This is a genomic window from Betaproteobacteria bacterium (assembly GCA_016720925.1).
GTDB lineage: Bacteria > Pseudomonadota > Gammaproteobacteria > Burkholderiales > Usitatibacteraceae > UKL13-2.
This window is the reverse complement of record JADKJR010000021.1, coordinates 40,249-62,883: the sequence shown is the minus strand read 5'-3', so window position 1 is coordinate 62,883 and position 22,635 is coordinate 40,249. Positions and strand designations below refer to the sequence as shown.

The 22,635-nt window shown below is 57.8% G+C and carries 20 protein-coding genes; 7 read left to right on the top strand and 13 right to left on the bottom strand.

Translation table 11 applies throughout. The features are described from left to right. Nucleotides 1-14: 14 nt before the first annotated feature. From carB to IPP88_20025, 6 genes are all read right to left on the bottom strand, one after another. Nucleotides 15-3,251, bottom strand: coding sequence for a carbamoyl-phosphate synthase large subunit (carB, locus tag IPP88_20050; protein MBL0124908.1), 3,237 nt, complete (start codon nucleotides 3,249-3,251; stop codon nucleotides 15-17). A gap of 13 nt (nucleotides 3,252-3,264) precedes the next feature. Next, nucleotides 3,265-3,918, bottom strand: a complete 654-nt coding sequence (gene leuE, locus IPP88_20045; GenBank protein MBL0124907.1) for a leucine efflux protein LeuE — start codon at nucleotides 3,916-3,918, stop codon at nucleotides 3,265-3,267. A 2-nt stretch (nucleotides 3,919-3,920) separates the two neighbouring features. Further along, nucleotides 3,921-4,355 (bottom strand): ORF6N domain-containing protein, encoded by a 435-nt coding sequence (locus IPP88_20040; GenBank protein MBL0124906.1) that lies wholly within the window; start codon nucleotides 4,353-4,355, stop codon nucleotides 3,921-3,923. Between the two features lie 79 nt (nucleotides 4,356-4,434). Continuing rightward, nucleotides 4,435-5,577, bottom strand: a complete 1,143-nt coding sequence (gene carA, locus IPP88_20035; GenBank protein ID MBL0124905.1) for a glutamine-hydrolyzing carbamoyl-phosphate synthase small subunit — start codon at nucleotides 5,575-5,577, stop codon at nucleotides 4,435-4,437. A gap of 166 nt (nucleotides 5,578-5,743) precedes the next feature. Next, a complete protein-coding gene (dapB, locus tag IPP88_20030) occupies nucleotides 5,744-6,547 on the bottom strand; it encodes a 4-hydroxy-tetrahydrodipicolinate reductase (GenBank protein MBL0124904.1) in 804 nt (267 codons plus the stop codon). Nucleotides 6,548-6,549: 2 nt separating this feature from the next. Continuing rightward, entirely contained in the window at nucleotides 6,550-6,978 is a 429-nt protein-coding gene (locus tag IPP88_20025; GenBank protein ID MBL0124903.1) for an outer membrane protein assembly factor BamE, read from the bottom strand. 162 nt (nucleotides 6,979-7,140) lie between these two features. On the opposite strand from IPP88_20025, the gene fur reads away from it, so the two are divergent. From fur to IPP88_20005, 4 genes are read left to right on the top strand one after another with little or no spacing between them, the layout of a single operon-like run. Beyond that, nucleotides 7,141-7,572, top strand: coding sequence for a ferric iron uptake transcriptional regulator (gene fur, locus IPP88_20020; GenBank protein MBL0124902.1), 432 nt, complete (start codon nucleotides 7,141-7,143; stop codon nucleotides 7,570-7,572). A 4-nt stretch (nucleotides 7,573-7,576) separates the two neighbouring features. Continuing rightward, on the top strand, nucleotides 7,577-7,999 hold the full coding sequence (locus IPP88_20015) for a thioesterase family protein (protein MBL0124901.1): 423 nt from the start codon (nucleotides 7,577-7,579) through the stop codon (nucleotides 7,997-7,999). A 45-nt stretch (nucleotides 8,000-8,044) separates the two neighbouring features. Beyond that, nucleotides 8,045-8,386, top strand: a complete 342-nt coding sequence (locus IPP88_20010) for a ribonuclease (protein ID MBL0124900.1) — start codon at nucleotides 8,045-8,047, stop codon at nucleotides 8,384-8,386. Between the two features lie 12 nt (nucleotides 8,387-8,398). Next, nucleotides 8,399-8,839 (top strand): barstar family protein, encoded by a 441-nt coding sequence (locus tag IPP88_20005; GenBank protein ID MBL0124899.1) that lies wholly within the window; start codon nucleotides 8,399-8,401, stop codon nucleotides 8,837-8,839. Nucleotides 8,840-9,103: 264 nt separating this feature from the next. On the opposite strand, the gene putA is transcribed toward IPP88_20005, so the two are convergent. The 6 genes from putA to IPP88_19975 form a co-directional block, all read right to left on the bottom strand. Next, a complete protein-coding gene (gene putA / locus IPP88_20000; GenBank protein MBL0124898.1) occupies nucleotides 9,104-12,262 on the bottom strand; it encodes a bifunctional proline dehydrogenase/L-glutamate gamma-semialdehyde dehydrogenase PutA in 3,159 nt (1,052 codons plus the stop codon). A gap of 97 nt (nucleotides 12,263-12,359) precedes the next feature. Then, the gene (gene trxA, locus IPP88_19995) at nucleotides 12,360-12,731 is read right to left on the bottom strand and encodes a thioredoxin (protein MBL0124897.1); all 372 of its coding nucleotides are present in this window, start codon (nucleotides 12,729-12,731) and stop codon (nucleotides 12,360-12,362) included. Between the two features lie 236 nt (nucleotides 12,732-12,967). Beyond that, a complete protein-coding gene (locus IPP88_19990; GenBank protein ID MBL0124896.1) occupies nucleotides 12,968-13,540 on the bottom strand; it encodes an NAD(P)H-dependent oxidoreductase in 573 nt (190 codons plus the stop codon). 53 nt (nucleotides 13,541-13,593) lie between these two features. Further along, nucleotides 13,594-14,442 (bottom strand): pirin family protein, encoded by an 849-nt coding sequence (locus IPP88_19985; GenBank protein ID MBL0124895.1) that lies wholly within the window; start codon nucleotides 14,440-14,442, stop codon nucleotides 13,594-13,596. Between the two features lie 50 nt (nucleotides 14,443-14,492). Continuing rightward, on the bottom strand, nucleotides 14,493-15,206 hold the full coding sequence (locus IPP88_19980) for a pirin family protein (GenBank protein MBL0124894.1): 714 nt from the start codon (nucleotides 15,204-15,206) through the stop codon (nucleotides 14,493-14,495). 203 nt (nucleotides 15,207-15,409) lie between these two features. After that, nucleotides 15,410-15,751, bottom strand: a complete 342-nt coding sequence (locus IPP88_19975; GenBank protein MBL0124893.1) for a DUF952 domain-containing protein — start codon at nucleotides 15,749-15,751, stop codon at nucleotides 15,410-15,412. Between the two features lie 23 nt (nucleotides 15,752-15,774). On the opposite strand from IPP88_19975, the gene gluQRS reads away from it, so the two are divergent. From gluQRS to IPP88_19960, 3 genes are all read left to right on the top strand, one after another. Further along, nucleotides 15,775-16,677: a tRNA glutamyl-Q(34) synthetase GluQRS gene (gluQRS, locus tag IPP88_19970; GenBank protein ID MBL0124892.1), complete on the top strand. Its 903-nt coding sequence runs from the start codon at nucleotides 15,775-15,777 to the stop codon at nucleotides 16,675-16,677. A gap of 184 nt (nucleotides 16,678-16,861) precedes the next feature. Further along, complete coding sequence (locus IPP88_19965; GenBank protein ID MBL0124891.1) at nucleotides 16,862-18,085, top strand: efflux RND transporter periplasmic adaptor subunit; 1,224 nt, start codon at nucleotides 16,862-16,864, stop codon at nucleotides 18,083-18,085. 11 nt (nucleotides 18,086-18,096) lie between these two features. Beyond that, complete coding sequence (locus IPP88_19960) at nucleotides 18,097-21,276, top strand: efflux RND transporter permease subunit (GenBank protein MBL0124890.1); 3,180 nt, start codon at nucleotides 18,097-18,099, stop codon at nucleotides 21,274-21,276. Between the two features lie 90 nt (nucleotides 21,277-21,366). Here the strand turns inward: IPP88_19960 and IPP88_19955 are convergent, their stop codons facing one another. Next, on the bottom strand, nucleotides 21,367-22,587 hold the full coding sequence (locus IPP88_19955; protein MBL0124889.1) for a GGDEF domain-containing protein: 1,221 nt from the start codon (nucleotides 22,585-22,587) through the stop codon (nucleotides 21,367-21,369). Nucleotides 22,588-22,635: the final 48 nt, after the last annotated feature.

The following is a 22,635-nucleotide window of genomic DNA, read 5'->3' as shown; positions in this document are numbered from 1 at the left end:
TTTTCGCGGCCGTGTCAGGCAGCGGCGATCAACTTGTGCAGCGACTGAAGATCATAGACTTTCAGTTCCACCAAATGTTGCATGCCGAGGCAAGCAGCTTTCGCGCCGGCGATGGTGGTGTAGTAAGTGATGCGGCCCTGCAACGCGGCGTTGCGGATCGACCACGAATCGCGAATCGAACGTTTGTCTTCTTCCACAGTATTGATGATCAAGGTGATTTCCCGATTCTTCACCAAATCGACAATATGCGGTCGGCCTTCGAGAACCTTGTTCACCGGTTCGCACGCGATTCCGCAGGTTTGCAAATGCGCCGCCGTACCTTTGGTCGCAACAAGACTGAACCCGAGTTCCAGCAAGGTACGCGCAATCTCCTCGACTTTCGGCTTGTCTGCGCTTTTCACGCTGATAAACGCCTTGCCGGCATTGGGCCCCGTCACCGGCAACTTCACGCCCGCCCCCATTTGCGATTTCACAAACGCCTCGGCAAACGTGGTACCGACGCCCATCACCTCGCCGGTTGATTTCATTTCCGGTCCGAGAATGGTATCGACGCCCGGAAATTTGATGAACGGAAAAACCGCTTCCTTTACCGAGTAGTAGGGCGGAATTACCTCAGACTTCACGCCCTGCTGCGCGAGGCTTTTACCCGCCATGCAGCGCGCGGCAATCATTGCCAGCGGCAATCCGGTCGCCTTCGATACAAACGGCACGGTGCGGGAGGCGCGCGGATTGACTTCAAGCACGAATACCCTCTGCGCCGCACCACTGCCCTGAATGGCGAACTGCACGTTCATCAAGCCGACGACATTCAAGGCCAGCGCCATGACGACCGTCTGACGACGCAATTCATCCTGCAATTCGGGTGAAAGTGAAAAAGGCGGCAGCGAACACGCCGAATCACCCGAATGCACACCCGCCTGCTCAATGTGCTCCATGATCCCGCCGATGAGGACAACCTTGCCATCGCAAATGGCGTCAACATCGACTTCAATGGCGTCGTTCAGGAAGCGATCCAACAGCACCGGCGAATCGTTCGATACCTTTACTGCCTCGCGCATATAGCGTTCGAGATCGGACTCGATGTGAATAATCTCCATTGCGCGGCCACCCAGCACATAGCTCGGGCGTACCACCAGCGGATAACCGATTTCACGCGCCTTGATGATGGCCTCTTCGTTGGTACGTACGGTGCGGTTGGGCGGCTGCAACAGGCCGAGTTCATGAATCAGCTTCTGGAAGCGCTCACGGTCTTCGGCGACATCGATGGCGTCCGGCGTCGTGCCAATAATCGGCACGCCATTGGCTTCCAGCGCCCGCGCCAGCTTCAACGGTGTCTGTCCGCCAAACTGAACAATCACGCCGACCGGCTTTTCCTTGTCGACAATTTCCAGCACGTCCTCCAACGTGAGCGGCTCGAAATAGAGCCGATCCGATGTATCGTAGTCGGTCGAAACCGTTTCCGGATTGCAGTTGACCATGATGGTTTCGTAACCATCTTCACGCAGCGCCAGGGCCGCGTGCACGCAGCAATAATCAAATTCGATGCCCTGCCCGATCCGGTTCGGACCGCCGCCCAGGATCATGATCTTTTTGTTGCTGGTCGGGTTGGCTTCGCATTCCTCGTCGTAGCTCGAGTACATGTAGGCGGTGGAAGTAGAGAACTCCGCCGCGCATGTGTCGACGCGCTTGTATACCGGACGAATGCCCGCCGCGTGGCGCTTGGCGCGAATGTCACCCTCTTTTACCTTCAGCAGAAAAGCCAGTCGTCGATCCGAAAACCCTTTGCGCTTCAATTCCCGCAGCTCCGTCGCGTCGATGGTGTCGAGCGTTTTCTTCTCGATCGCCAGTTCCATATCCACCAGCTCTTTGATGAGAGCCAGGAACCAGGGATCGATCTTGGTATAGCCGTGAATCTCTTCCAGCGACATGCCGATGCCGAATGCGTCCGCCACGTACCAGAGCCGCTCGCCGCGCGGATAGGCGAGCTCGTCGCCAATTTTTTCCGGGTCAACGGTTTTCAGGTTAAAGCCATCCACGCCAACTTCCAGACCGCGCAACGCTTTCTGCAGCGACTCCTGAAAGTTGCGTCCGATGGCCATCACTTCGCCCACGCTCTTCATCTGCGTGGTCAGACGATCGTCCGCCTGGGGAAATTTTTCGAAGGCAAAACGCGGGACCTTTGTCACCACATAATCGATGCTGGGCTCGAATGATGCCGGCGTCAGCCCACCCGTGATGTCATTCTTCAGCTCATCCAGTGTAAAGCCGACCGCGAGCTTGGCGGCGACTTTGGCGATCGGAAACCCGGTCGCCTTGGAAGCCAGCGCGGACGAACGCGACACGCGCGGATTCATCTCGATTACCACCATGCGACCGTCTTTCGGATTCACCGCGAACTGCACGTTGGAACCGCCGGTTTCCACGCCCACCTCGCGCAGCACCGCGATCGAGGCGTTGCGCATGATCTGATATTCCTTGTCAGTCAGCGTTTGCGCGGGCGCGACCGTGATCGAGTCTCCTGTGTGCACTCCCATTGGATCCAGGTTCTCGATCGAACAAATAATGATGCAGTTGTCGTTCTTGTCGCGAACGACTTCCATCTCGAATTCTTTCCAGCCGAGCAACGATTCTTCAATCAGCAATTCATGCGTGGGTGACGCTTCAAGCCCCCGGTCGCAGATCTCAACGAACTCGTCACGGTTATATGCAATGCCGCCGCCTGATCCCCCCATGGTAAAACTGGGGCGAATGATCGCCGGGAACCCAATGCTGGCCTGCACCTGCAACGCTTCTTCCATCGAATGAGCGATTGCTGAGCGCGCGGACGCCAGCCCAATTTTGGTCATCGCCTGTTTGAACTTCTCGCGGTCCTCGGCCTTGTCAATGGCCTCCTTGCTGGCACCAATCATTTCCACGCCGTACTTTTCCAGCACGCCATGCTTGGCCAGATCGAGCGCACAATTCAATGCCGTTTGCCCGCCCATCGTCGGCAGCAGCGCATCGGGCCGCTCCTTTTCGATGATCTTTTCGACAATCCGCCACGTGATCGGCTCGATATAGGTCACATCCGCCATGTTCGGGTCGGTCATGATCGTCGCCGGATTCGAGTTGATCAGGATGACCTTGTAGCCCTCATCGCGCAGCGCCTTGCAGGCCTGTGCGCCGGAGTAGTCAAACTCACAGGCCTGGCCGATCACGATCGGGCCGGAGCCGATGATGAGGATGGATTTGATGTCGGTTCGTTTAGACATTAGGCATGGTGCTCTAGTCGATGGTGGCGGTGGCGAGCTTGGCGCCGAAGCCGATAAAGAGCATGCCGACACCGCCTGTCATGACAGCGGATAACCGGTACCGGCGACGGAAAGCGGCGGCGGCGCGCGCGCCCAGAAGGATCAGCACGCTAAGGTAGATGACGCTGACAACCTGCAGGATGGCGCCCAGCGCCACGAATGTGAGGGCGGGATGCGGATAGGCCGGATCGACAAACTGAATGAAAAACGACAGGAAGAACAGGATGGCCTTGGGGTTCATCAGGCTGATGGCCAACGCGCGCTTGAACGGGTGGCTCGCATCATTCTGCATTTCTTCAGCCGCCATCGCGGCCAGGGCGGCGCCGTGACGCCAGCGCACGACCGCGCCGCGAATCAATTGAATGCCCACCCACACAAGATAGGTGCCGCCTGCGTACTTGATCGCCACGAATACATTCGGATACGCCGAGAGCAGGGAGCCAATGCCCGCCGCGGCCAGCACCATCAATACCGTGTCGCCCACCACAACCGCCGCTGCGGCCTGGTAAGCCGCGCGCACACCGCGCTTTGCCGCCACCGCCAGGACGTAAAGCGAATTCGGCCCCGGCAGCAGAATGATGAAAATCGTGCCAACGATGTAAGTCGCAAGATCGGTGATGCCAAGCATACTCATACGAATCCGATCTTTCGCTTCTGCTTTTTTTCCCGATCATCCATCAGATCGTAAATGGCTTGAAAAACCACTTTGAATTGCTTGTCGTATTTCTGTTCAAGCAAGGCAATTTTCTTTGCGAGCACACTGTTGCTGTCAATCAGCGCCCGCATGCGCACGAACGACCGCATGATTTCAATATTGACCGCAACGGCGCGTGGACTGCGCAAGACGCTCGACAGCATGGCGACGCCCTGCTCTGAAAATGCGTAAGGCAACTTGCGAATGCCACCCCAACTTGAAGTCACAAATTGTGACTTCAAGTTGGCAAACTCTTGATCGGTAAGCTGAAAGAGAAAGTCTTGCGGAAACCGATCTATGTTTCGCTGAACGGCCTGCATCAGCACGCGCGTTTCAACACCATAAAGTTCCGCCAAATCCTGCGCAAACATCACCCGCTGGCCACGCACGACCGCGATTTTCGATACGACGACTTCGTATTCGACGAGTGCCTGTTTGGCGGTGAGTTTCTTAGCCACGTGCCGCGCCCATCATCGTTACGAAACGGTCAAACAGGTACCCCACCTCATGCGGCCCCGGGCTTGCTTCTGGATGCCCCTGAAAACTGAACGCGCGCTTGTCGGTTCGCTCGATTCCCTGGCAGGTGCCGTCAAATAAAGATATGTGTGTCACGCGCACATTCGCAGGCAACGTTTTTTCGTCCGCGGCAAAGCCATGATTCTGGCTGGTGATGTAAACCTTGCGCGTCTCGAGATCCTGCACCGGATGATTGGCGCCGTGATGGCCAAATTTCATTTTCACGGTCTTTGCACCTGAGGCGAGCGCGAGCAACTGATGACCGAGGCAGATGCCGAATACCGGTATGTCGGCGGTAATAATTTCCCGGATAGCCTTGATCGCGTAATCGCACGGCTCCGGGTCGCCCGGCCCATTGGACAGGAACACGCCATCCGGCTTGAGCGCCAATGCTTCGGCAGAGGTCGCTTGTGCGGGAAGGACGGTAATTTTGCAACCCCGCTCCGCCAGCATGCGCAGGATGTTGTGCTTGATGCCGTAGTCAAATGCGACAACATGAAATGTAGATACCTTCGCTCGCGCGTATCCCGCACCGAGGGCCCAGGTCGACTGATTCCACTCATAGGATTTCTTGCAGGACACGACTTTGGCCAAATCCAGGCCGGACATGGCCGGTGCGGCATTCGCCAGCTCATGAGCAAGCTTGATATTGGCGTCCGTATGTTCACCAACAAAAATACAGCCGTTTTGCGCACCTTTTTCACGGGTGAGCCGCGTGAGGCGGCGCGTGTCGATATTGGCGATCGCCACCACCCCGTTACGCTTCAGGTATTCCGGCAGTGTAGCGGTCATGCGCCAATTGGACGCCAGCTTCGGCAGATCACGAATGACCAATCCGGCCGCGTAGCACTTCAGGGATTCCGCATCCTCTTCGTTGGTGCCGGTATTGCCGATATGCGGATAAGTGAGCGTGACCATCTGGCCCATGTAGGACGGATCCGTGAGGATTTCCTGATAGCCGGTCATTGCCGTATTGAATACAACTTCGCCCATGGATTGGCCATCGGTGCCAATCGATGTGCCCCTGAATACGGAACCGTCGGCGAGGACAAGCAGGGCGGGTGAGGACTGAACCAAGGGAGACTCCAGGAGAACCAGACATAACCGCAAGTGGGCACAAAAAACGGGAAAGGCCGGTTGGACCTTTCCCGCGTTTTCATTGCGCGATTAAGAGGCTATTTTAGCCTAGATAGCGGTTCCGGGCAAACCAAAGTGGCAGTCACGCGCGTTCCACGATGAACCGCTACTTGAGCCCCAGTACGTCCTGCATATCGAATAAGCCGGCTTTCCGGCCCAATAGAAATCTTGCGGCCCGCATTGCCCCTTGGGCAAACGTCGACCTTGAAGAAGACTTGTGCGTGATTTCGATCCGTTCGCCAGTACCGGCATACATCACCGTATGGTCGCCAACGATGTCGCCGCCACGAATGGTGGAAAAACCAATAGTCCCGGATTTGCGTTCACCGATGAGGCCATGACGCGAAAATACACCGATCTCGTCGAGCGATTTGCCAATGGATTTTGCAGCGGTTTCGCCCAGCATCAGGGCAGTACCGGAAGGCGCATCGATTTTCGCCTTGTGATGCGCCTCGATGATCTCTATATCGTATTCTTCGTGCAGGGCTTTGGTGGCCATCTCGACCAGTTTGTCAAGAACGTTCATACCCAGGCTCATGTTGGCTGCGAATACGATGGCAATGTCTTTCGACGCCGCGTCAATTTCGCGTTTCTGATCAGCTGTAAACCCGGTCGTCCCGATCACCATGTTTACGCGCTGTTTGCGGCAGACTGCGAGGTGTTGCATCGTACCTTCCGGTCGCGTGAAATCGATCAGGACATGGGCATTCGCCAACCCCGCCACGAGGTCGGCGGTGACAATAATTCCCTTGGCATTGCCCGATATTTCACCCGCGTCATGGCCGAGCAGCGCACTTGCGCCTTGCTCCAGCGCCCCGGTAATCGCGATTCCGGGTTGTGATGCCGCCGCCTCCAGCAGCATGCGGCCCATGCGTCCGCCCGCTCCGGCGATGGCCAGGTTTAGCGCCATGACTATGATTTCGGTGGGGGTGCGCCAGGCGGCAACGCGTTTGGCAGTCCGCGCCGATCACCGCCGCCCGTAAGAATTTCCACAGGCGAAGCCTCGCCTTCAATTTTGGAGACTTTTTCCTTTTCGAAAAAGACCGTCACATGATATTTCTGCGACTCACGGCCAAAGGGGCCGTATTTGGTCGCCTGTTCATTGGTGAAATAGTAGTCCCACCGATTGGCATGAAACACATCCTGCAACAGCGGCGTGCCGAGCGCGTTTTTCACGTCGTTGCGGCTCATGCCTGGCTTCACCTTGGCGAGTTGCGCCTGGGTCACCAGATTGCCCTGCTGGATATCGATGCGGTGAACGCCAAAGCCGGCACAGCCCGCAAGAAGACCCGAACTTGCCACGAAGATTGCCGTAACGATGGCTGGCGAAAAATGGCGCATAAGCTGCTTTCCTGACCGGATAACCTGAACGAATCGGTAATTATAGCCCGTCAGACCATGGCGTCCGAAACGCGTTTCCCCGTTGCAATGCACGCAATAGCCAGAGAACGCCGCACAGCCAAAAACAGCATATGATTCTCGTAACCGGTCAATGAGGTCGCAATGTCCGAATCCAGAGAATTACGCAACATGGGCCTGAAGGCCACATTCCCGCGCCTGAAAGTGCTGGACCTGTTCCAAACTTCAAAGTTGCGGCACATGTCCGCCGAAGATGTATACAAACTGCTGCTGAATGAAAACGCGGACATTGGATTGGCGACGGTATATCGCGTGCTGACCCAATTTGAACAAGCCGGCTTGCTGATGCGGCACCATTTTGAAAGCGGCAAGGCGGTATTTGAACTCAACGAAGGCAGCCATCACGACCATATCGTGTGCGTCAATTGCGGATACGTGGAAGAATTCAATGATCCGGAAATTGAAAAGCGCCAGGATAAGATTGCCCGGCAACTCGGCTTCGTCATCAAGGACCACCACATGATCCTGTACGCTGAACACTGCCCACACTGCCCGCAGACCGCATCGCCAAAATAACACCATGAAGCCAACACTTAAGCCCGGGATATGCCACACGTTTCGATACACGATTCCGGAGTCGAAAACGGTGCCGTATATTTATCGGGAAGCGGTGGATTTTCAGGCGATGCCGCGGGTATTTGCGACGGGCTATATGGTGGCGCTGTGTGAGTGGGCCTGCGTGGATTTGTTGAAGTCGCATCTGGATTGGCCGAATGAACAAAGCGTGGGGACGCATGTCAATCTTTCGCATACCGCCGCCACGCCGCCGGGCCTGACGGTTACCGTTGAAGCCACGTTGGAAAAGGTCGATGGCCGCAGGTTGAGTTTTTCGATCCGCGCGCACGACGGTATCGACTCCATCAGTTCGGGCACTCACGAACGCTTCGTGATTGACCCGGTAAAATTCAATGAGAAACTGGCCGCGAAAGTGGCTTCCGCTTAGTGACCCAAGGAGTAGCGCGTGTCCCGATTACTGAAGTTATTTTTTATGCTTTCACTTTTGAGCCTGACCGGAATGCAGGCGTACGCATTTGAAAACACCGGCGGGTTGTCGGTCATTGCAGCAGCAGATCTGCCGAAAGAAGGGCGGGATACCCTTGCGCTCATCCGCCGGGGCGGGCCGTTTCCGTACAGCAAGGACGGTACGGTTTTCTCCAATCGCGAGCGCAGGCTGCCCAAACAACCGCGAGGCTACTATCACGAGTACACCGTAAAGACACCTGGGTCGCGCGATCGCGGCGCACGCCGCATTATCTGCGGCGGCAAACAGCAACTCAGTTGCTATTACACCGCCGACCACTACACCTCATTCAAAATAATCAAAGAGTAAAAAAGGACTGTCATGCCATCCCCCGAACTCAAGCTTGCCTTTGCCAGCGACGCGCCAAGTGGCGTTTTCTGGCTGAAGGCCCACGCCACGGTGACCGAATTATCCAAACTTGCGCATGGCAAACACATGGCCTTCTTTCATCTGGAAGGCAAGAAGATCGAGAAGAAGGAACAGTTTCTCAATCACGCCGCGGTCGCGATGAAATTCCCGTCGCATTTCGGCAACAATTGGGACGCCTTCTACGATTGCCTCACCGACATGGATTGGGTCGATGAAGAAGGCTATGTAGTCTACTTCGATCACACTGATGCCTTCACCGCCCACCATGAAAGTCAACTGGAAACCGTGATTGAGCTGTTTCAGGATGCGGTGGATTACTGGAAGGGTGAGGGGCGCTCCATGCTGGTATTGCTTTCCGGCGAGCACGCGCCGCCGGGGATCAAGAAATTCTAGAAAATTTTGGGGGTTGCCCCCAGCGAATACTGCGCAAAATCGCAGTTACCAATTTACTTGTAGTTCCACGAGTCACGATCTTCGAATTCGGCGTGTGAATTCATAAACTCCAGCACTGGCGGGCCGTTTCAGGCGTTTTCGGCCTGCGGGCCGCTCCAGCTATTGAGTTTTGTTTCTGTGCCTGCACAGCACAGCATTAATCGCATCGAAGTTGCGCACGAAAGCAACGACAACCCAGACTACCGGCAACGGGAGAAAATGCGACTACTCGGAACTCGCGATCAGCGCCGCATTGCCGCCCGCCGCGGCCGTATTGACCGTGACAGTGCGCTCACTTGCAAAGCGAAAAAGATAATGCGGACCGCCCGCTTTGGGTCCCGTACCTGACAATCCTTCCCCGCCAAATGGTTGTACCCCGACCACCGCGCCGATCTGGTTGCGGTTCACGTACAGGTTACCAACGCGCGCGCGCGCGCGGATGGATTCAATGGTTTCCTCGATACGCGAATGCACACCCAGCGTAAGACCGTAGCCGCTGCCGTTGATAGCGTCGACCAGCTGCATCAACTGATTCGCCTCAAAGGCGAATACATGCAACACCGGGCCGAACACTTCACTTTTGATGGTATCGAAGCTGGGGATTTCAAACGCGCACGGCGCAAAGAAATGTCCTTTTGGCAGGTCGAGCGGCAGCGGCGTTTGGCCGATCTGGCGAAACTGCGAGGCCATACGCTCACGGTGCGCGACCAGCATGTCGAGGGCTTCCCGATCAATGACCGGGCCGATATCGGTATCCAGGCGCCCTGGATCGCCCACCGTCAACTCCTGCATCGCACCTTCCAGCAAAGTCGCGATGCGCGGTGCAATGTCCTTTTGCACGCACAGAATGCGCAACGCAGAACAACGTTGCCCGGCACTGTTGAATGCCGACGCAATCACGTCGTTCACTACCTGCTCTGGCAGGGCGGATGAGTCCGCGATCATCGCGTTCAATCCACCGGTCTCGGCGATAAATGGAATGATGGGACCGCCTCGGTTGGCCAACGCGCGGTTGATCGCTTGAGCAGTTGAGGTTCCGCCAGTGAATGCAACACCGGCGATGCGAATGTCGGATACCAGCTTGGCGCCAATGATTTCGCCGCGCCCAGGCAATAGCGCAATGGCATCCTTCGGCATGCCCGCTTCCAGCAGTAGCCGGACCGCTTCAAAGGCGATGATCGGGGATTGTTCGGCCGGCTTGGCGATCACGGCATTGCCCGCCGCAAACGCTGCCGTGATCTGCCCCAGAAAGATGGCCAGCGGAAAATTCCATGGCGATATGGAGGCAAAGACGCCGCGTCCCTGCAAATAAAGATCGTTGCTTTCCCCGGTCGGCCCCGGAAGCCGCTGCGGCCTCGCAAAATGCTGACGGGTCTGCTCCGCATAGTAGCGGCAGAAATCCACCGCCTCACGCACTTCGCCTAGCGCATCGGGCAGCGTCTTGCCCGCTTCCCGCACGCAAAGCGCCATGAACTCTGCGCGCCGCTCTTCCAGTAGATCAGCCGCGCGATCGAGCACCGCCGCGCGTTCGGTTGCCGGCATGGGCTGATTGATGTAGCCGGCGGTGATCGACAGCGCCAGATCGAGAAGTTGTTCGTCGGCCTCCTCGACAACGCCAATCTTCTCCAGCGTCACCGGACTGATGGCGTCGATCGGCGCGCCGCGCATCGCGTCCCCGGCAATCAATGGGCGCGCGATGAAATCGTTCCGTCCCAATGTCGCCGACATCGCGGCAAACAGCGCGTCAGTCGCCGGAACTTCGGCGAAGCTGAAACCAGACGAATTAAGCCGGCTCACTTCCGATCCCAGGAAGAGTTTTCGCGGTGACGGCAATTTTCCGTTGGCTTTTTCGGTATTGGCCTCGCACAACATGATCGGGTCGGCGACCACATCATCGATTGACACGTCCGGATCGGCGATGCGGTTCACGAACGAAGAGTTTGCGCCGTTCTCGAGCAGGCGCCGCACCAGGTACGGCAGCAAATCTTCGTGGCTTCCCACCGGCGCATACACACGGCAAGCGGCAGGTTTGCCAAACACGGGATGCGCCAGCACGGCGTCATACAGCTCCATGCCCATTCCATGCAAGCGCTGGAACTCGAACCTTGAATCGGGACCGGCCTGCTCCAGGATGGTCGCCACGGTGTGCGCATTGTGCGTCGCGAACTGACAGTAGAACGCCTGCGGCTGCGATAGCATTTTTGCCGCGCACGCGAGATACGAAACGTCGGTATTCACCTTGCGCGTGAATACCGGATAGCCACTGAATCCCTGCATCTGTGCACGCTTGATCTCGCTATCCCAGTAGGCTCCTTTCACCAGCCGCGTCGTGATGCGTCGGCCGTGCGCGCTGGCAAGCGTCGCCAGCCAATCGATTACCTCGCTCGCGCGTTTCTGGTAGGACTGAACCGCGACGCCGAAACCTTCATATCCCGCGAAGCGCGCGTCACTGTAAATGATCCCGAACAACTCCAGCAGCAATTCGATGCGTTCCGTCTCCTCGGCGTCAAGCGTGATGCCGATACCGCCGTCGCGCGCCTGCTCAACAAGTATCATGACTTTGGGCAGCATTTCCGCCATCACCCGCTCACGTTTCGCGAGCTCGAAACGAGGATGCAGGGCAGACAACTTGATCGAGATGCCAGGCGCTTCAAATACGTTTTGCCCGGGCTGCACGTGCCGCGCAATTTCCGCAATGGCCACCTGATACGACTTGAAATAACGTTCCGCGTCGGCCATCGTCATCGCCGCTTCGCCGAGCATGTCGTACGAATGACGATACGTGGCCTGCTCTCCCGACGCCGCGCGCTTCAGTGCCTCGCCAATCGTGCGTCCCATCACAAACTGTTCCGCCATCAGTTTCATGCCCTGCCGCAGCGCGGTACGCACGATCGGCTCACCCGCGCGTCCCGCGAGCCGCGTCAGCCAACCACCAACATCCCCGAAGCTGTCCACTGTCGGCGCGACCAGTTTGCCGGTCAGCATCATTCCCCAGGTTCCGGCATTGACCAGCAAGGAGTCGGACGCGCCCAGATGTTTCTTCCAGTCGCCCTGGGAGAATTTGTCCTTGATGAGCTTGTCCGCCGTAAGTGTATCGGGAATTCGCAGCAGCGCTTCCGCCACGCACATCAGCAGCACACCCTCCTGCGTGGAAAGGTCGTACTGCGTGAGGAAAGATTGCATCCCCGCATGTTCGCGCTGCCTGCCTCGCACCGCTTCGACCAGTCGCCGGGCAGTCGCGTCGACCGCGGCCTTCTTGTCGGCGGGCAACTTCGCCGATTGCAGCAGCGCGGAAATGACACGCGATTCATCCGCGAGAAACGCTTCGCGTAGCGGAGAGAATGAAGGGAGCATGGCGAGCCTGCGTATTTGGAGTGTGCGCATTATCTCAAATGCAGGAATAAATGCACTGAGTGTTTCTGGTACGTAAAAACGCCCGCATCAAGCGGGCGTTTCAGGAAAAATGTGATTCGGCGACGTTTCAGGCCGGCGCTTTTTCCTGCGCCGCGATCTCGGCATGCACAACCGCCATATCGAGCTCCAGCGATTTCTGCACGACCTGCTCGAACCCTGCCTTGGGCAGCATGCCCGCCTGTGAAAAGATGATGACGTTTTCGCGGAACACCATCAGCGTCGGAATGGAACGAATGTTGAATGACGCTGCGAGTTCCTGCTGGTCCTCCGTGTTGAGCTTGGCGAATACCACATTCGGGTATTGCTCTGACACGGCCTCAAAGGTCGGCGCGAACATGCGGCAGGGCCCGCACCACGGCGCCCAGAAGTCGACGATCACCACATCGTTGTTTTCGATCGTCGCGTTGAAATTGTCTTTGGTCAGTTCAATGGTTGCCATGGCAGGTTCCGTGTCGGTTAAATGATGAGTCAATAATTGGAGTTGAATTAGTCGATTTCAATATCACTTCTCGATCAACGCCCTGAGCATCCACACCGTCTTCTCATGTGTCATCTACTGAATGGATTCGATGACGTGAATTTTGCGCGACGATCCGGCGGCGCGCCAATGAAAAATTGCGATGGAAACGATAGGACGCGTCAATCGAACGATTCTGGCTGAACGCCTATTATCAGCTACCCCAGCTTGACAATGGTTTGCGTCAACCGCGCACCGAGCCCGGACAACATCTTTTGCGTGCGCTCATTGGTCACGTTGCCGGTGTCGTCAAACGATTTCGCCACGCTTGGCACCGCTACCACCGGCAGCATGAATACGCCCAGGTTCGACAGAATGTACGACACATGCGGCAACGCGCGGATGGTGCCGAACGCGCCGTTGGATGCGCCCATCAGTCCGCCGATCTTGCCCTCGAATGGCGCGCTGCCGCTCTCGCCATCCACGGCTTGTGACAGCCAGTCGATGGTGTTTTTCAATAGTGGCGTGATGGACGCGTTGTACTCGGGACTGGCGATCAGGAGACCGTTGGCGGACATCATCAGCTTTCGCAACTCACGCATACTCGCCGGTACGCCATTCTCGGCGTGCCAATCCGCGTCGTAAATCGGCATGGGGAAGTCGCGCAGGCTGACGATCGTCACCGTAGCACCTGCGTCGCGCGCGCCCGCGGCGGCGACCTCCAGCACTTTGCGGTTCCAGGAGTCCTTGCGGTTGCTACCCGCAAAGGCGAGAATTTTTGCGCTAGTCATATTTTGGTTGTTTCGTAAAATTGTTTCTTGTTGGTTGTGTAGGTTGGTGCGGATCAGGTTTCCGATAGCGTCCCCATTTGTCCAGTGTAATAGGCGCGTTCGGCATGGCGTACCTGCTCGATTGCGTTCATCACAAACGGTCCACTGAAAATCAACGGCCCTTCGGCCGGCGCGCCGCCCAGCAACATCACGTCGAGTGTATCTTCACCAGCATTGGAGAATTCGACTTCCCCGTCCGCGTTCTCAAAAATCACCAATTGACCTTGCGTTGCGCGCTTCTCACCAAAATCTGCGGCGCCTGAAATCACATACGCTGCCAATTCAAAACCTGCCGGGATTTCCGCCCGGAATTTTCCCGTTGGCGTTAGCCCGATGTGCCAAAGCAGTAACGGCATCAGCGTTTCCGCCGGCCCTTTCTGCGTGGTGAAGTCCCCAGCCACCACCCGCACGCTGCCATCTGCAATTGCCACGTCGGGGATCGCCGACGCTTCAATGCGCTGATAGCGCGGCTGCATCATTTTCAGTGCGCGTGGCAGGGTCGTCCATAGCTGGATGCCGTGCATGGTCATCTCGGCTTCGTTTTCGGCCAGCGGTGCTTCCGCGTGAATGATTCCTCGACCCGACGTCATCCATTGCGCGCCGCCGGGGCCGACGATGCCGGTGTGTCCCGCCGAATCGCGATGCTTGTTTCTTCCTGAAAGCAGGTAGGTCACCGTCTCGATACCCGCGTGCGGATGCGGGCCCACGCCATCTTCACCGGGCTTGACCCGAAACGGGCCAAAGTGATCGAGGAACACCCATGGACCCACCGACTTGCGCGCGTGATCGGGCAACGCGCGACGCACGGTGAATGTACCGACCGGCGCGATTTGCGAATCAATGATTCTCTCAATTGTTCTCACGCTATGTTCCCTCTTTGATCCTTTCCTCGCCAGCAACGATGAATTGCATCTCAGGAATTTAGATCGAATACCAGCACTTCCGCATCCTGCGCTTTCTCCAGCACGACCTCCACCGGCCCAATTAATTTCATCGCATCGCCGGCCTCAAGCGCTATGCCATTGACCGTCACGCGGCCTCGCGCAACATGCACATAACCCAGGCGACCGCGCGCCAACGCATGGGTCGCGTGTTCCTCGCCGTCGAGCAGGCTCGCAAACAGTAACGCATCCTGATGAATTAGCACCGATCCGTCACGTCCGTCGGGTGAAGCAATCAGCCGCAACTGGCCGCGCTTGGACGCCGCATCAAAATGCTTTTCTTCGTACGACGGCGTGATGCCGGCCACGCTGGGCTGTATCCATATTTGCAGGAAATGGGTGACGCCATCCTGCGAGTGATTGAATTCACTATGTGTCACGCCGGTGCCCGCGCTCATGCGCTGCACGTCGCCCGGCCGGATGGCGGAGCCGTTACCCATGCTGTCCTTGTGGGCAAGCGCGCCTTCGAGCACGTAGCTGATGATTTCCATGTCGCGGTGGCCGTGCGTGCCGAAACCCATCCCGGCCGCGACGCGGTCTTCGTTGATCACCCGCAACGGGCCGAAGCCCATGTGCGCCGGGTCGTGGTAGTCCGCAAAGGAAAAGCTGTGAAAACTCTTCAGCCAGCCGTGATCGGCGTAGCCCCGCTCGGTGGCACGCCGCAGTGTAGATTTGGATTCTGGCATTTCGGTCGCCTCCGTTGGCCTTCAGACTTCCGCTTGGGAACGTTGCATCTGGTGATGAGGCGGCGATTTTTCAACCCTATCACTGTCTGCAAAAAGAAAACACCAGTGCTGGCGGGGCTTCCAGGCCGAAAACGTCGTAAACACCGCGCCAGTGCTAGGGTTTCAAGTTGACTCTATGGAAAATAGCCTGTGGCAAACGCCCATCACGCCCGCAACTCCGCAGGCAATGAATATCCACCCTCCGCATCCTCCCTAAAATCGAAATGCCGAACAATGGCGCGCAACGGAATCGGCGCATAACTATGCGGAAAATAGACACCACTGCCGATTAAGTCTTCGCGAATGATATTCTGGTCCAGCAGCGCCTCAGCGATTTCCAGCAATACCAGCCCCGACTTGCCCCGGTAATACTTGTTCGCGGTGCGCAAGACCTGATGCAACTCGGATAAATGTATGAACCCTTCGGCCGCCAGATCGGCGCTGGCAAAATATCCGCTTTGCCGGGCTTGCTGCCAATCGGATGATTCGGCGATACGATAGATCATGATCCGCGCGGAAACAGAAGTGAATGACCCACGCTAACACAAAATATGTCGGCCGCTTTGCGCCCTCGCCCACGGGGCCGCTGCATTTTGGCTCGCTGGTGGCCGCCGCCGCCAGCTACCTGGATGCGCGCGCGCAGGGCGGCACGTGGCGGGTTCGTATCGAAGACGTCGACACGACCCGCTGCAACCCGCAATTTGCACATGAAATTCTGGCAACATTGTCAGCATTCGGCTTTGTCTGGGATGGCGAGGTGCTGGTTCAAAGTCAGCGCTCGCTCCGCTACCAGGCGGCGCTCGATCAACTCGCGGCGAGAAACCTCACCTACGCATGCGCCTGCTCGCGAAAGGAAATTGCCGATTCGGCATTGTCGGGAATCGATGGGCCGGTCTATCCGGGAACCTGCCGCGACAAAAGCCTGCATCGGGGTGGCCATGCCGTACGCGTTCGAACGACGCAGGCTGAAATCCGTTTTGCGGACCGCGTGCAGGGCGAGTGCTGCCAGGTCCTGGAGCGCGATATCGGCGATTTCGTGTTGATGCGCCGCGACGGGCTGTTCGCCTATCAGCTGGCGGTAGTGATCGATGACGCTGATCAGGGCGTTACCCACGTGGTGCGTGGTGCCGACCTGCTTGACTCGACGGCGCGCCAGATTTACTTACAGCGGTTGCTGGGTTTACGTACCCCCCGCTACCTGCATGTTCCAGTCGTCACCAACGCGGCCGGTCAAAAGCTGTCAAAACAGACGCTGGCCCCGGCCATTGGCGCCACAGACGCCTGCGAATTGCTTCGCCACGCACTGGCACATTTGGGCCAAAAAATTCCACCCGAGGCGACATGCGCCACGCCGCCCTCGCTGCTGGCGGCCGCCATCCAATACTGGGATGTGGCCACCATCCCGAAACAGCGTGCGCGATACATTTCGTGACATACGCCGATCCGGGATCCTGATAGCGTTGCGCAATCGCCAGTCATTGCCTGCATTCCGTCGCCATAAACTTCGTCCGATTAATCCAAATATGCGTTTCGTCGCATCCAAATAGCGACACAAGCCTGAAAAGCGCACATTCTCGGCATCTCCGGGGATCCGGGAACTCATCAAGAGGACCAATATGCTATTCAAACGCTCCCCTACGTCCACATCGCGTCCCCGCCCCGCCGCTGGTTCAGCCAGTAGCCGTGCCGGCTGGGTAAAAGTTACGGTTGCTGGACTTTCCGCTGCCCTCGTCATCGGCTCACTCGTTGCGTGGCGCGCCACCTCCGCCAAGAAAGAGGAAAAGAAACCGGGCATGGATATCACCCTGGAATTCGCGCCTGCGGATCTGACCACCGTGGAAAATCGGGAGTTGGCGCGGACGCTGCCGTTTTCGGGCTCGCTGTCGCCGGTCATTCAATCGACGGTCAAGTCGAAAGTGTCGGGCGAGGTGCGTCAGATCCTCGCGCGCGAAGGTGAACGCGTCAGCCAGGGACAAGTGCTCGCGCAAATCGATACCGCCGATTTGCAGGCCCGGTTCGATGCGCAAGTGGCGGCCCTCGAGGAAACCAAGGCCAAATGGTCGATCGCCGACAAGAATCGCGAATCCAACCTGAAGCTGCTGAAACAGAACTTCATTTCGCAAAACGCTTTCGATACCACCAACAGCACGCTCGACGCGAGCGCGGCATCGGTAAGATCCGCGGAAGCACAGGTACGCCTGGCACGTAATGCGATGCAGGATGCAGTGATACGCGCGCCGATCAACGGCATCCTCGCCCGGAAAATGGTCAATGCCGGCGAAAAAGTCGGGCCCGACAGCCCGATGTTTACTGTGGTCGATCTCGCCAAGATGGAAATTGAGGCGCCCGCGCCGGCGTCGGAAGTTCCTGGTGTAAGAGTCGGACAAATTGCCACGTTCAAGGTCGATGGCTTTGGCGAGCGCGTATTTGAAGGCAAGGTCGAACGCATCAACCCCATTACCGAACAGGGATCGCGATCCATTACCTTGTACCTGTCGGTTGCCAATCGCGACGGTGTACTGAAGGGCGGCATGTTTGCCAAGGGCCTCCTGGTGCTGGCCAAGTCCCCGTCGACCGCGGTGGTGCCGTTTACCGCCGTACGCGACGAAACCGGCCAGGCATACGTGTTCACGCTTGAAAGCGGCAAGGTCACCAAGCGCAGCGTCACACTGGGCCTGCGTGAAGAGCAGGCCGGATTGGTGGAAGTGAAGAGCGGGCTCGAAAGCGGCATCCAGGTGGTCAGTGCGCGCATGGTAGGGCTGAAAGCCGGCGCGAACGCAGTGGTGAAAGCGCCTGCGACAACGCCGGCGGCGCCCCCTGCTGTCGCCAAAGCCAGTTAGAAAGAGCCATCATGTGGATTACCAAAACCAGCATTAACCAGCCCGTTTTCGCCACCATGGTCATGGTGGCGTTGCTCGTCCTCGGCATTTTTTCCTACAACCGCCTGCCGGTCGAACAAATGCCGGACGTCAGCAATCCCTTCGTATTCGTATCCGTCAATTACCCTGGCGCATCTCCCGAGCAGGTTGAGAACGATCTCATCAAGCCCATTGAGAATGTCCTCAATACCGTCAATGGCGTGAAGAAGATATTCGCCACCACCCGCGAAGGCGTGGGCTTCCTGCAGGCGGAATTTCGCTTGAGCACCGACATGGCCGCCGCCACCCAGGAAGTGCGTGACAAGGTCGCGCAAATACGCCCTGGCTTCCCGCGCGAGGCCAAGGACCCGCTGGTCAGCCGCGCGGATTGGCAGGACCAGCAGCCCGTCGTGAACCTTGCGGTGGTGTCGGAAAAACATAACCCGCGCGAGCTATCCACCATCACCGACCAGATCATCGTCAAGCGGCTGCAAAATGCACCGGGCGTCGGCGCGGTCAATGTCAGCGGCAGCGTGGTGCGTCAGGTGCTGATCAACCTGAAGCCCGCGCAAATGCAGTCCTACGGGGTCGGCGTCGATCAAGTCATCAACGCCATCCAGGCCACCAATCAGGATTTCCCGTCGGGCACCATTACCAGTGGCGCGGGCGAACAACTGGTCAGGGTCGAGGGCAAGATCAAGGATCCGAAGGGGTTTGAAAAAATCATCGTGGCGCGGCAAGGCAACGCACCGGTTTATTTGCATCAGGTCGCCGAAGTGATCGATGGCGAACAGGAAGAGACGTCGATTGCGCGCATAAACGGCAAGCGCTCCATCGGCATCGGCGTTTTCAAGGTTCAGGACGCCAATATCGTCGAAACCGGCGAAGGCATTCGCAAAGCAGTTGACGACCTGAAGAAACTGTTGCCCGAGGGTGTGGAAATCAAGACGATTTACGCCACCTCGGATGGCATCAAGAGCTCACTCGATAACGTCAAGGAAACCATTCTCGAAGGCGCGGTGCTGACCGTGATCATCGTGTTCCTGTTCCTGCATTCCTGGCGCAGCACGGTCATCACCGGGCTCACCTTGCCAATTGCGGTGATTTCAACATTCATCGCGCTCTACGTTTTTCACTTCACGCTGAATTTCCTGACGCTGATGGCATTGAGCCTTTGCATCGGCCTGTTGATCGACGATGCCATTGTCGTGCGCGAAAACATCGTCCGTCATCTCGGCATGGGCAAGAATCACTTCCGAGCGGCCAACGAAGGCACCGAGGAAATTGGCCTGGCGGTCATGGCCACCACATTTGCGATCATCGCAGTGTTTGTGCCGATCGCCTTCATGAGCGGCATCATCGGGCGCTACTTTGTTCAATTTGGCATTACCGTTGCCGTCGCGGTGCTGGTTTCGTTGTTCGTTAGTTTCACGCTGGACCCGATGCTGTCCTCGATCTGGCGCGATCCGCCGGGCGATCGTTTCAAGCGGGTGCCGTGGCTCGGGCGGATGATGGACGCCATCGAAAGGCTGGTGGTGAAGGCGCACGAAATCTACGGCGTGATGCTGAAATGGGCACTGTCAAATCGCAAAAAAGTGCTGGGCATCGCACTGGCGTCATTCGTCGGCAGCTTTTTGATCGTGCCGTTGATCGGCACCGAATTCGTCCCGGAAAACGATCAGGGCTTCATCTCGCTGCGTCTCAATACACCGATCGGTTCGAGCCTGGAATACACCGACGCCAAGACACGCCAGGTGGAAGACGCACTGAAGACCTTCCCCGAAATTGTCATCGCCGATACCAATGTGGGCACCGATGAGGGCAAGAACTACTCACGCATCAACCTGAAGCTTTCCGAGCGGAAGGACACGCATCGACGCTCGCAAAAGGAACTTGAACAGGCGATTCGCGCCAAGCTCGCCACCATTGCCGGGATGGAGCTTTCCGTTGGCTGGAACAAGCCGATTTTCATCTCGATCCTCGGGCCGGATGCGGAAAAACTGACCGAGCTCTCGCAAGGCGTGATGAAGGAAGTGGCGAAAATAAAAGGCATTACCGATCTCGAAAGCAGCGAGCGTGGCGCCAATCCGACGATCGCGGTTCGCATTAATAACGAGCTCGCCAGCGATCTGGGACTGAACACCGCGCAGATTGGCCGCGCACTGCGTCCACTGATTGCGGGCGACACGATTTCGCACTGGCAGGCGGCGGACGGCCAGAACTACGACGTCAATGTGCGCCTGCCGAAATCCGACAGGCGGATCGCCAGCGACCTGGGCGACCTTTACATGACCAGCAGCCGCACCAACGCCGATGGCACGCCGCAGATGGTGATATTGCGGCAAGTGGCGGAGTTCGTTCCCACGTTCAGCGCGCAGCAGGTCAAGCGGCTGGATCTGCAGCGCCGCGTATCGATCTATGCGGGTGTGGAGGGCCGGCCCGCCGGCGACGCCGGCAGCGAAGTCGAGGCTTTGCTGAAAAAAATGGGGCCAGAACTGCCGCCCGGATACCGCTTCAACGTGGGTGGTCAAACCCAGGAAATGAACGAATCCTTTAACGCGATGCTGGCGGCATTGGGAATGGCGGTGATATTCATTTACCTGATCCTGGCATCGCAGTTCGGCAGTTTCCTGCAACCGCTGGCGATCATGGCGTCATTGCCGCTGGCCCTGATCGGCGTGTTCCTCGCGCTGCTGTTGACGGGAACCACGCTGAACCTGTTCTCCATGATCGGATTCATCATGTTGATGGGATTGGTGACAAAGAACGCCATCCTGCTCGTGGACTTCACCAATCAAGGTATTCGCGAAGGCAAGCCGCGCCACCAGGCGATACTTGATGCGGGACAGGTTCGGCTGCGTCCCATCCTGATGACCACGCTGGCGATGGTATTCGGCATGCTGCCGATGTCACTCGGCCTGGGCGACGGCGGAGAGACCCAGGCGCCGATGGGCCGCGCCATCATCGGCGGCGTGATGACCTCGACGCTGCTGACGCTGGTGGTCGTGCCGGTGCTGTATACCTACGTCGATGCCTGGGGCGCGAAAGCGAAAGCGTGGTTCACCCGCAATGCGCATGCCGAAGGCGCCGCGACGATCGGTGCGCATGCGCCGCATGGAAGCGCAGGCGGCGGGGCGGAGCCGGTGCTGTCGGACAAGCGCGCCGACATTTGAACTAGCAAAACTCAAGCACCGGCGCGGCGTTTCAGGCGTTTTTGGCCTGTGAGCCTTGCCAGCGCTTGAGTTTCATATTCATGAAGAAGCCTAGTCCGCGACCGCCTCAAGATCAATATCTTCCGGGCGGATATGACTGCGCGACAGTAGCGCAATGGTCGAATTCTCGGGATAAACCACGACGCGATTGCGCCCGGATGATTTGGCGCTATAGAGTGCCTCGTCGGCGCGGCTGACCAGCCGCTCGATATCTTCGCCGCTATCGCGTATCAACAGCGCCATGCCGACACTGATCGTCAACGGAATTGGCTTGCCACGAAAGGAGAAACCGGCGCGTTCGACGGCGACGCGCACGCGCTCCGCCAATAGCGTCGCCTGCACCAGCGCCACATTCGGCAACAGCACGCAAAACTCCTCGCCACCGTATCGCACCAGCAGATCCTCGCGGCGTAAACAGCCTTGCAGTAATTCGACCACGCATTTAAGCGCCTCATCGCCGGCCTGATGACCGTGCTGATCGTTCACGCGCTTGAAATGATCGAGGTCGAGCATCAACAGCGACAGCGTGCCTTTGGCGCGGCGTGTGCGCGCAATTTCGCGGGCGCCGAGTTCGAGGAAAGTCCGGCGATTGAATGTCCCGGTCAGAGGGTCCGTCACCGCGAGCCGCCGCGCCGCTTCCTCTGCGCGATCCTGATGCATAAGCAGAAATCCCACCGACGTGACGAGGATGACACCAAGCGCGATAAGAAAAGTCGCGCCCTGAAAATAGGATGGCGTGGTGAAGTCCCTGATGATCGTCGGGTCGATGATCATCACGATGGCCCGCGCAAACAAAGTAAACGCGGCTACCAGGAATCCGCCGATTACCATCAAGCGGGCGGGATTGGAGCGGCCCGCATCGAGCCGCTGAAGCATAAGCCCCGCCGCCAGCATGCCACCGCCAAACCCCACGCCGGTCACGACTACCCGTGCAGCAAGGTTGTCCATCAGGAAGGCAAAGAGGCTGACTATCAGCACGGGTGGCAGCAAATGCCAACCCGGCGCAAGCTTTTTGTCATAAAAATCCAGGATTGCCGCCACCTGCAGGGAGATGCACAGGGCAAACAACGCATTCGGCACGATGATGGTGACTTTGTCCGGCCATTCGCCTCGCGCCAGATAAAACACACACACCACGGCCTGCAGGGCCAGCGCGCCGGTCCATTGGCCGACCCCTTCACGAAATCGCATACCGGCTGCAACCGCCATCGATATGGCCAGCAGCAGGCTGGTCGCAATCATCACCACGAACAAGGTTTTTATGTCGAGCATGGTCAATTCGGGTGTCAGTGTGTTTCCTGCGACTCAATATACGCCATG